At 47.7% G+C, this 9,896-nt stretch carries 9 protein-coding genes; 4 read left to right on the forward strand and 5 right to left on the reverse strand.

Features of this window, described 5'->3' with window-relative positions:
- Window positions 1–118: 118 nt before the first annotated feature.
- From EII41_RS12480 to EII41_RS12490, 3 genes are read right to left on the reverse strand one after another with little or no spacing between them, the layout of a single operon-like run.
- Complete coding sequence (locus EII41_RS12480; RefSeq protein WP_124750698.1) at window positions 119–1,063, reverse strand: NAD(P)H-dependent flavin oxidoreductase; 945 nt, start codon at window positions 1,061–1,063, stop codon at window positions 119–121.
- A gap of 35 nt (window positions 1,064–1,098) precedes the next feature.
- A complete protein-coding gene (locus EII41_RS12485; protein WP_124790857.1) occupies window positions 1,099–2,754 on the reverse strand; it encodes an MFS transporter in 1,656 nt (551 codons plus the stop codon).
- A 20-nt stretch (window positions 2,755–2,774) separates the two neighbouring features.
- Window positions 2,775–4,085: a bifunctional folylpolyglutamate synthase/dihydrofolate synthase gene (locus EII41_RS12490; protein ID WP_124750700.1), complete on the reverse strand. Its 1,311-nt coding sequence runs from the start codon at window positions 4,083–4,085 to the stop codon at window positions 2,775–2,777.
- Between the two features lie 230 nt (window positions 4,086–4,315).
- Between EII41_RS12490 and EII41_RS12495 the strand changes: the two genes are divergently transcribed.
- The 3 genes from EII41_RS12495 to EII41_RS12505 all read left to right on the forward strand — a co-directional run bounded on the left by EII41_RS12495 (window position 4,316) and on the right by EII41_RS12505 (window position 7,695).
- A complete protein-coding gene (locus EII41_RS12495) occupies window positions 4,316–5,644 on the forward strand; it encodes a PhoH family protein (protein WP_124790858.1) in 1,329 nt (442 codons plus the stop codon).
- Between the two features lie 163 nt (window positions 5,645–5,807).
- Window positions 5,808–6,806, forward strand: coding sequence for a Gfo/Idh/MocA family protein (locus tag EII41_RS12500; protein ID WP_124790859.1), 999 nt, complete (start codon window positions 5,808–5,810; stop codon window positions 6,804–6,806).
- 1 nt (window position 6,807) lies between these two features.
- Window positions 6,808–7,695, forward strand: a complete 888-nt coding sequence (locus tag EII41_RS12505; RefSeq protein ID WP_124790860.1) for a cation diffusion facilitator family transporter — start codon at window positions 6,808–6,810, stop codon at window positions 7,693–7,695.
- Window positions 7,696–7,740: 45 nt separating this feature from the next.
- Here the strand turns inward: EII41_RS12505 and queC are convergent, their stop codons facing one another.
- Both queC and EII41_RS12515 read right to left on the reverse strand, forming a co-directional pair.
- The gene (gene queC / locus EII41_RS12510) at window positions 7,741–8,397 is read right to left on the reverse strand and encodes a 7-cyano-7-deazaguanine synthase QueC (protein WP_124790861.1); all 657 of its coding nucleotides are present in this window, start codon (window positions 8,395–8,397) and stop codon (window positions 7,741–7,743) included.
- A gap of 5 nt (window positions 8,398–8,402) precedes the next feature.
- On the reverse strand, window positions 8,403–9,101 hold the full coding sequence (locus tag EII41_RS12515) for a queuosine precursor transporter (RefSeq protein WP_124750705.1): 699 nt from the start codon (window positions 9,099–9,101) through the stop codon (window positions 8,403–8,405).
- Between the two features lie 275 nt (window positions 9,102–9,376).
- Between EII41_RS12515 and EII41_RS12520 the strand changes: the two genes are divergently transcribed.
- On the forward strand, window positions 9,377–9,700 hold the full coding sequence (locus tag EII41_RS12520) for an L-rhamnose mutarotase (protein ID WP_124790862.1): 324 nt from the start codon (window positions 9,377–9,379) through the stop codon (window positions 9,698–9,700).
- Window positions 9,701–9,896: the final 196 nt, after the last annotated feature.

Here is a 9,896-nt window from a genome sequence, read left to right on the forward strand (position 1 = left end):
ATTTTTAGGGGATTTCTTGGCTGACAGCCCTTGTTTCAAATCACAATTCAGGTATTCATCAGGGGTCATTTCGGGATATTACTGTTGAGTTGATCGCTAAAAATTTACGGAGGGAAAATTAGAATCTGATTTCCGTAAGTCCTTCGATCGCAGTATTATATTCGGCAATCATTTGGGCGATGATTTGTCCGACCGGCTCGACCGTCCGTATCATGGATGCTGCTTGCCCGATTTCCAGTTCGCCCTCATCCAGTTCGCCTTCAAAGATACCCCGTTTGGCACGTCCCCGTCCAAGAAGTTGGGCAATTTCTTCGGCTGAGGCACCGGCATTTTCGGCCTGTTCCACCTGACGGTAAAATTCGTTCTTGATCAAGCGTGTGGGAGAAAGTTTCTTGAGCGAGAGCATCGTATCTCCCTCGTCGAGCGTAATACATTTCTGTTTGAATCGCTCGTGCGCAGAGCTTTCTTCCGAAAGGGCAAAGCGCGTTCCTACCTGCACGCCTTCTGCGCCTAATGCCATTGCAGCCAGCATCCCCCGTCCCGAAGCGATACCTCCGGCGGCAATCAGCGGCAGTGAGATCGCGCGACGTACTTGCGGGATGAGCGTGAGAGTTGTTGTCTCTTCTCGTCCATTATGTCCTCCGGCTTCGAAGCCTTCGGCCACTACGGCATCGCACCCGGCTTCTTCACATTTACGTGCAAAAGCGGTGCTGCTGACTACGTGTACCACTTTGATTCCGTTTTTCTGCAACAGAGGAGTCCATTTCTTCGGACTTCCGGCCGAGGTGAATACAATCTTTACCTTCTCACGTAAAATGATTTCGATGATACGATCCATTTCGGGATAGAGTAAGGGGACATTGATTCCCCATGGCTTATCCGTGGCCTGATGCATCTTCCGAATATGCTCTTCGAGCGTTTCCGGATGCATCGAACCGGCACCCAGCAGCCCGAGTCCTCCGTTGTTACTCACAGCCGAGGCTAAGCGCCAGCCACTGCACCATACCATACCGCCCGAAATAATCGGATATCGGATTCCGAAAAGTTCTGTTATTCTGTTCATAGCTCACTGTTTTGTATGCAAATAATCCATTCGAATCAGCCGGTGATATTCGGCTTTTCCAATCCGTACCCTTTCCGTTTGTCTTCGATCTTAAGCCAGAAGCCCATGATGAGAGCTAAGACACCCAGCGAAGCCAACATCATCAGCGGATTCGTATAGTTATAAGAGATGGAGGCTACTTCGGGAGCTATTGTCCCGTCCGCCAACTGTTGTACGATTTCGGGATTCGAGGCATTCAGCACTTTACCGATCAATAGAGGGAAAAGCCATAAGCCGATGTTTTGTATCCAGAAGATCAGGGCGTATGCCGATCCGATTACTTTGCTGTCGACTAGCTTAGGTACACTGGGCCACAAGGCGGCAGGAACCAAAGAGAAAGACGAACCGAGCACCAGAATCGTCACGAAGGCTAGCGTGATACCGCCGATGTTGTTTCCTTTAAACATCGGTAAAACGAACGCAAAAGTCAGATGGCAAATAATCAACAGGATCGATCCGAGCATCAACATGGTGGCCGCTTTTCCTTTATTATCTACATATTTGCCCAGAATGGGCGTGATTCCCACCGCCAGCAACGGGAATACGGCAAAAATCGATTCAGCAGATTGACGTTTGTAAGACATATAACAGAAAATGATCAGGAATATAACCGAAAGAGCTAACAGCACGGTCTTCATCATTTTTTTTCTGAAGTTACTCATGAACGAGGTGGCTGCAACCAGCAACATCACGAAATACTGGATAAACGCAACCTGACTCGAAGCCCAAAACGAAGATGGGTCGGGCGTTACAAAATCGATGTTGCACTGAAGCATATTCACGGCATACTTCTGGAAGGGGAAAATCGCCGAATAATAGAGTACGCAGAGTAATGCCACGAGCCAAAATACACCGCTCGAAAAGATTTTACCGAGATCGCGTATTCTGAACGGATCGTCTTTTTCTTCTGCTTCGCCTGTTTGCGCATCCAGTTTTTTGTCCATAAAGAAGTAAACGATGAACATTATCAAAGCGATTAATAATAAGATGACTCCAAACGCAGCAGAACGCGAAACATCGATGACGCCATACATTTTGGCGAAGACGGGCGAGAAAATCATACAAGTGGCAACTCCCAAACGGGCTAATGCCATTTCGGAGCCCATGGCCAGCGCCATTTCGCGTCCTTTGAACCATTTCACAATTCCTCTCGAAACCGTAATACCGGCCATTTCCACCCCGCAACCGAAAATCATGAATCCGATGGCTGCAAACTTAGCCGAGGCCGGCATTCCTTTATAAAATGGCGAAACGCCTAATTCGTCGAATAAGGGGATATAATTGAGGTTGTCGGTAAACCATTTTTCCAGTTCTGAGCCCATAAACATTTCTGTTACGGCATACCAGTTGATCGTCGCGCCGATAAGCATGACCAGACCCGATAAGAGAGCTGTAAAGCGTACTCCCATTTTATCCAGAATGATCCCTGCAATAATAAGAAAGAAGATAAAGACATTGAGGAATGTTTCGGAGCCTGCGTACGTGCCGAAAGCATCGGAATCCCATCCGCGTGTCGACTCAAGCAAATCTTTAATGGGGGATAAGATGTCCATGAAAATATACGAACAGAACATCGCAAAAGCTAAAAGCATCAAGGCCGTCCAGCGTGCCCAGGCTTTGTCCCTTAAGAGGGGTTGAATTTTTTCAGTCATAAGAATTTAGTTTGTTTGATTTATTTTCGTTGAATATTAGGAAACAGCGGTAAAGCATCGGCTACAACGAACGTGCTGCCTCCGATAAAAATGAGGTCGTCTTTACGTGCCTCTTCGGTCGCGGCGCGTACGGCCTCACGTACAGTCGGGTAAGTTGTTCCGTACAACCCGTATTTGAGAGCCTTTTGAGCAAGCTCTTCTTCAGGAAGCGCTCTTTTGACCGAGGCTTGGGTAAAGTAATACGATGCTTGCTTGGGCATCATACTTAAGACACTGTCTACGTCTTTATCGCTTGCCATACCGATCACGAGATGCAGGCGCGGATGATGTTCAAAGGCCTCGTTAAGCAGTTGACCGAGGTTCTCCCATGCGCCGATATTGTGTCCCGTATCGCAAATGACTTTCGGTTCGTTTTGGATCGTTTGCCAACGTCCCATCAGGCCTGTCTCTTCCACGACTTTGGCGAAACCAACGGCAATGGAGTCCCGGTGTAGCTTTATTCTCTGTTCTTTGAGTACACGAATAGCCGTCAGTACGGTTTGAGCGTTTTCTCTTTGGAACGAGCCGCTCAGTTCACCATTGATTCTACCGAAATCGAACGATTCGAACTGCCATTTCCCATCCGCCATCAATTGTGCCGACCGCAAAGGGGCTTCGTCGGTGGCAAAGTAGATTTGCGCTCTCGATAGCTTCGCCTTATTGATAAACACTTGTCGAACGCTGGTGCTGGAGGTATTGCCAACCACAACCGGTATGTAAGGTTTAATGATACCGGCTTTCTCTTCGGCAATTTTTTCGGGAGTATCACCCAGAAACTGCATGTGATCCATACTGATGTTAGTAATGATACTCATGATGGGCGTCACGATATTGGTGCTGTCCAACCGTCCGCCCAATCCTGCTTCGATAATGGCGAAGTCTACCTTTTTGTGTTTGAAATAATCGAAAGCCATAGCCGAAGTCAATTCGAAGAACGAGGGATTGATCGAATCGATCAGTCCACGGTGGCTTTCGACAAAATCAACCACGTACTGCCGTGGAATTTTTTTTCCGTTCACCCGTATGCGTTCGCAGAAATCGGTCAAATGGGGCGAGGTATATAACCCCACTTTGTATTTTGACCTTCTTAGGATTGATGCAAGCAGGTGAGAAACAGATCCTTTTCCGTTTGTTCCTGCCACATGAATGATCCGATAGTTACGGTGCGGACATCTCAACGCATCATCTAACGCGATGGCACGATCGAGGCCGGGCTTGTAAGCCGCTCCCCCGATATCCTGAAAAGATGGAGTGCGTTCGTACAGGTATTGAAGTATTTCTTCGTATTTCATAGTTTCAAACAGCGCGTAAATATAAAGACTTATTTACGATTGGAGCATAAATAGATGCTAAAAAAATGATAAATTGCTCGATTTTGTTTTATTTTTCTCTACAAAAGACGTCCTAAAGATTCATTTTAGTGCATTTTAGGCTCGTTTTTTCTTTTTTATTATGCTTGTTTCCTGAAAAAGTCGTTAATTAGCGACCGAATTAACAACATCATGATTAAAACATCAAAGCTATGGGAGTAAAGAAAAATTTTGTATTGGATACGAATGTGATTCTTCACGATTATAAATGTATCGAACATTTTCAGGAAAATGATATTTATCTTCCGATCGTCGTGCTCGAAGAGTTGGACAAATTCAAAAAGGGGAGCAGTCAGTTGAATTACAATGCGCGGGAATTTGTGCGTGAGTTAGACCGGTTGACTTCCAACGATCTGTTTCTGAAAGGCGCGTCGCTGGGTGAAGGGAAAGGTATGCTCTATGTCGTGACGGGCGATAAGTATCAGGATAAGATTGCCGCCTCGTTTCCGGATCGTATTCCCGATCACCGTATTCTCTCCTGTGCTTACACGGTCGCTTCGGGACATCCCGACATGAAAACGATTCTGGTGACCAAAGATATCAATATGCGCATGAAAGCGCGGGCGCTTGGTATTGCCGTCGAAGATTATATCACGGATAAAGTGAAGAATGCCGACTTATTTAAGGATACGCAAGATACGTACGAGAATGTAGATGCCGACCTGATCGATCAGCTTTATTCGTCGTTCGACGGGGTCGATATTTCGCAGTTCGACTTTGCCGATACGTTACAACCGAACGCGTGTTTTATCCTGAAAAGTTCCCGCAGCTCGGTGTTGGCACGCTACAATCCGTTTACGGAGAGGATTAAAAAGGTCGATAAAGGTGCGAGGAATTATGGAATTCAACCGCGTAACGCCGAGCAGAGTTTCGCTTTTGAAGTTTTGAACGATCCGAACATCAAGCTGGTGGGCATTACGGGTAAGGCCGGTACGGGTAAGACGCTTCTGGCGCTTGCCTCGGCGCTGCATCAGATGCAGAGTTACAAACAGATTCTTTTGGCTCGCCCGATCGTATCGCTGGCTAATAAGGATATCGGTTTTCTTCCGGGCACCGAAAAAGAGAAGGTCGCGCCTTATATGCAGCCGTTGTTCGACAATCTGAATGTGATCAAATCGCAATTTTCGCCATCGGCGAAAGAAGTGCGTCAACTCGAAGAACTACAAAAGGAGGAACGTCTGGTCATCGAGGCGCTGGCATTTATTCGCGGACGCAGTCTCTCCGAAACATTCTGCATCGTCGATGAGGCGCAAAACCTGACACCGCACGAAATCAAAACTATTGTGACACGTACGGGTGAAGGAACCAAGATGGTTTTCACCGGTGACATTCAGCAGATCGACTCTCCTTATCTTGATGCGCAAAGCAACGGACTGGCTTATATGATTGACAAGATGCGCGGACAGAATCTGTTTGCTCATATTAATCTGGTGAAGGGTGAACGAAGCGAATTGGCGGAGCTGGCGTCAGACCTGCTCTGATCGGTTTGAATATTTTTAAGTAATCATGCAGTAAAGAAGTCATGTAACCATGTAGTAAAAGCATCGTGCTTGACGCTTTTCTTTCTTACTTTAACTACTTTGCTATTTTACTACATTGAATACATTAAGATTGGATACTTATTTATGTCAGAGTAAAATACGAATGAAGTACCCGTTACGGACAGCCGTTGTAGGCTTTGGCTTTATGGGTAAAACGCACGCCGCCAATATTCTTCGGAGCGATGTGATGACGTTGTCTGCCATTGTCGATCGTTCGCCGGATGCGATAGGGCAGGCGATGTCCGGCAATCTTGATACCGGTTCGTTCGATCCGGAGGCATTGTCATCCGTCCGGCAGTATACCGACTGGGAAGAATGTTTGGAGAAAGAGTCGCTCGATCTGGCGTATATTTGTGTGCATACTTCGAAGCATTGCGAGATGTCGATGAAAGCTCTTCGCAAAGGATTGCACGTCTTCATTGAAAAACCGTTCGTCCTCGATGTCGCGGAAGGAGAAGCATTGATCGAAGAGGCGCGCCGACAGCAACGGAAGATCGGCGTAGCCCATGTCGTACGTTTTATGCCGGCTTACGTCCGACTGATGGAATTATATCGTCAAGAAACGTATGGTGCATTAAAGTTTCTTTCTCTTACGCGTTTCTCCGGCATCCCGCATTGGGGGGAATGGGAGAAACGCCGTCAGGATTTCGGTTCTTCGGGAGGAGCGTTGTTCGATTTGTTGATTCACGACATCGATTATCTGCATTATCTGCTGGGAAAACCCGATCGCATCGAGTCGCGCTGTCTGCCGGGTGTTTTAAGTCTTCATGACTATGTGTCTGCTTTCTGGCATTATGAGGGACGAGATCGGATGGTGAAAGTCGAAGGAGGTAACACGTTTCATGCGCGGTTGCCGTTTGAGGCCGGTTTCAGGGCCATGTTCGAAAGAGCTTCCGTGACTTGGTCGTCAGGAAAGGCGCGGGAGTTGTATGTGGCGGATGATGCCTCGCTACAAACGATCGCTTTGGACGACGCGGGCGAAGGTTATCGTGACGAAGGTGCCTATTTCGCACGATGTGTGCTGAACGACACATATCCCGAGGCATGTAGTGCGGAATCATCGCTCGAAACGGTTCGTCTGTGTCACCAGCATATCCGGTAAGATGTCGAGGGAAAAAGAGCTGAAAAATATTACGGTATGGGGTTTTATCGGTAACTTTGTATTGCTGGTGTTTAAGTTTGTAGCCGGCGTATGGGGACGTAGCAGCGCGATGTTGGCCGATGCCGTTCATTCATTGTCCGACTTTGCGACAGATATTGTTGTTTTTATCTGTATCCATTTATCTTCAAGACCAATAGACGATGACCATGATTACGGACATGGAAAATATGAGACCTTGGCAACGTCGGTGATCGGCGTGGTATTATTGTTCGTAGGTGTGGGAATCTTTTGGAGCGGGGCAAGTAAAATTTATGGTTTTTACGTCTTGGACGAGCCGATCGCCTCGCCGGGAAAGATCGCGTTGATCGCGGCACTGCTTTCGATCCTGGTCAAGGAGCTGTTGTTTCAGGTGACTGCCGCGGTGGGGAGGCGTTACGAGAGTCAGACGGTTATTGCCAACGCTTGGCATCATCGCTCGGATGCTTTTTCGTCTGTCGCGACAGCATTGGGTATCGCCGGAGCGGTTTGGCTCGGAGACAATTGGACGGTACTTGATCCCCTGGCTGCCGTCATCGTAAGCGTGCTTGTTGTGAAGGTTGCCATCCGATTGACCGTGCCGGCCGTTAACGATTTGTTGGAAAAATCGTTGCCCGAGGAGATCGAAAACGAAATTCTGGACACCATCGGAGCGGTGAACAAGGTGCAAGACCCTCATCATCTACAGACGCGCAGGATTGGGAACGATTACGCCATCGAGGCGCATATTCGTGTAGATGGGAAGATGACGGTCGACGAAGCGCACGAAATCATGAGCCGGGTCGAACGGCGGTTGCGTGAAAAATACGGACAGGCGACGCATATCACGCTTCACGTTGAGCCGGTGAAATAACCTTGGAAAACTTTTTAGTAACACCGTTGGCGGGAAAAAGGTTCCTTATTCTTTTTCCCTGCGATATTTCTCCAGTCCTTCGCGTCTCAGCCGGCAGGCAGGGCATTCGCCGCAGCCGTCTCCCACGATGCCGTTGTAGCAAGTGAGTGTCTCGTGCCGTATCAGGTCGAAGACGCCCAGTTCGTCGGCAAGTGCCCATACGCCCGCTTTATCGAGCCACATCAGTGGGGTATGGATGACAAACGATTGGTCCATTGCCAAATTCAGCGTCACATTGAGCGATTTGATAAACGCATCCCGACAGTCGGGATACCCGCTGAAATCAGTCTGCGATACGCCCGTCACCAGATGACGGATGGAGCGTTCGCTCGCATAGACGGCCGCGATGCTGAGAAAAAACAAATTCCGGCCGGGGACAAACGTATTCGGAACGCTGTCCGCCGGTTTTTCTTTATCCATCGTCAGCGTAGGATCGGTCAAGGCGTTTCTGCCCAGACCGCCGACGAACGAAACATCCATCACCTCACATTGTACCGAAGCTTGGCGAGCTATTTCGCGCGCTACTTCGACTTCGGCGCGATGCTTCTGACCGTAGAGAAACGTTAACGCACGAACTTCTTTAAAATTCTTTTTCGCCCAATAAAGACACGTCGTCGAATCTTGTCCGCCGCTAAATACGACCAGTGCGATCTCGTCCTTCATGACGATTAAATTTCATTTACTTTCAGTACATTGTACGAAACGTTCTCATCATATACGTCGGCGCCGTCGACCTTTTTGATATATTTTACCACGCGGATGGTAACAGGAAGGATGATGATCTCGTACAGTGTTTTGAGTATAGCCTGCACCATAATCATCTTCAGCAGTTCGTTCGCAGGCATCAATCCTCCGAACGCGATGGGGAAAAAGAGGATCGAGTCCGCGCTTTCACCTGCCAGCGTCGATAAAACGGCGCGATATGAGAAATGTTTACCTTGCGAAGCGATTTTCATACGACTCATTACGTAGGCATTCAGGAACGAACCGACGAGGAAAGCGAGCAAGCTGGCCGCTACGATACGCGGCGCGAGTCCGAACACGAAGTTAAACGCTTCTTCGCCTTCCCAAAAAGGAGCGCCGGGCAACTGAATAGCCAACTGGCTGATACCGACGACGAGAAAATTCATCGCGAAACCCATCCAGATAATCAGACGCGCTTTACGATAGCCCCATACTTCGGCGATACAGTCGTTGATGATGTACGAAATCGGAAACACGAGCAGCCCCGCGGTGACGGAGATTGAACCGATGCGGGGGATTACTCCGAGTTGAATCAGTTTGGTTTCCAAAAAATTTGACGCTACGAGGCATACGCAGAAAAGGATGCCGAGCATCATAAACGATACGGATACTTTATTTTTCATTTTCTTGTTTTTTACGTGGTGTTCAAGCACACGGCCGCAGCAATTGCGCGACAAACCACTGTTTTTTGTGAAGCATACGAGAGTCGAACCCGCTCCTTTTCGGTCTCCTGACCAAACGCTCTGTCCCCATAAGCTAATGCTCCTCTGCATCATCCCTTTCCGGAAAATGCGGCCGCAAAGGTACGATTTATTTTCACACAAACGCCTTCGGGCTTTTATTTTTTTCGGAGAATCGTTACTTTTGCCTTTCGTACAAGAATAAACATCAAATGGCTATGAAACGTTACGGAAGCATCATCGGCGTAAGGCCGGAAAAACTGGAAGAGTACAAAAAGTTACATGCGGCAGTGTGGCCGGAAGTTTTACAAACCATTCGCGAGTGCAATATTCGCAACTATTCGATTTATTACAAAGACGGGCTGCTGTTCAGTTACTACGAATATGTGGGAACGGATTACGAGGCCGATATGAAGAAGATGGCAGCCGATCCGGTCACCCAAAAATGGTGGACATTCTGCGAACCGTGTCAGCAACCGCTCGACACACGCGCCGACGGCGAATGGTGGGCCGTAATGGAAGAAGTATTTCATACGGACTAACGTTTTTCGACCACTTGGAAGGCTTGCAATTTTTTTATATATTAACCCGACGTATAAATAGCGTAATTTGTTATTATCGTCCTATGCCGCATATTCAATAGACTTATGTTTAAAGTACTTTTTCACTCTTTCGGGAATGTTTGTAAGCAATTCCATATGCTGTTCTACATTGTTTTGCAATATCTCTTTATTTTTA

The sequence above is a fragment of the Tannerella forsythia genome (genome assembly GCF_003860135.1).
GTDB lineage: Bacteria > Bacteroidota > Bacteroidia > Bacteroidales > Tannerellaceae > Tannerella > Tannerella forsythia_A.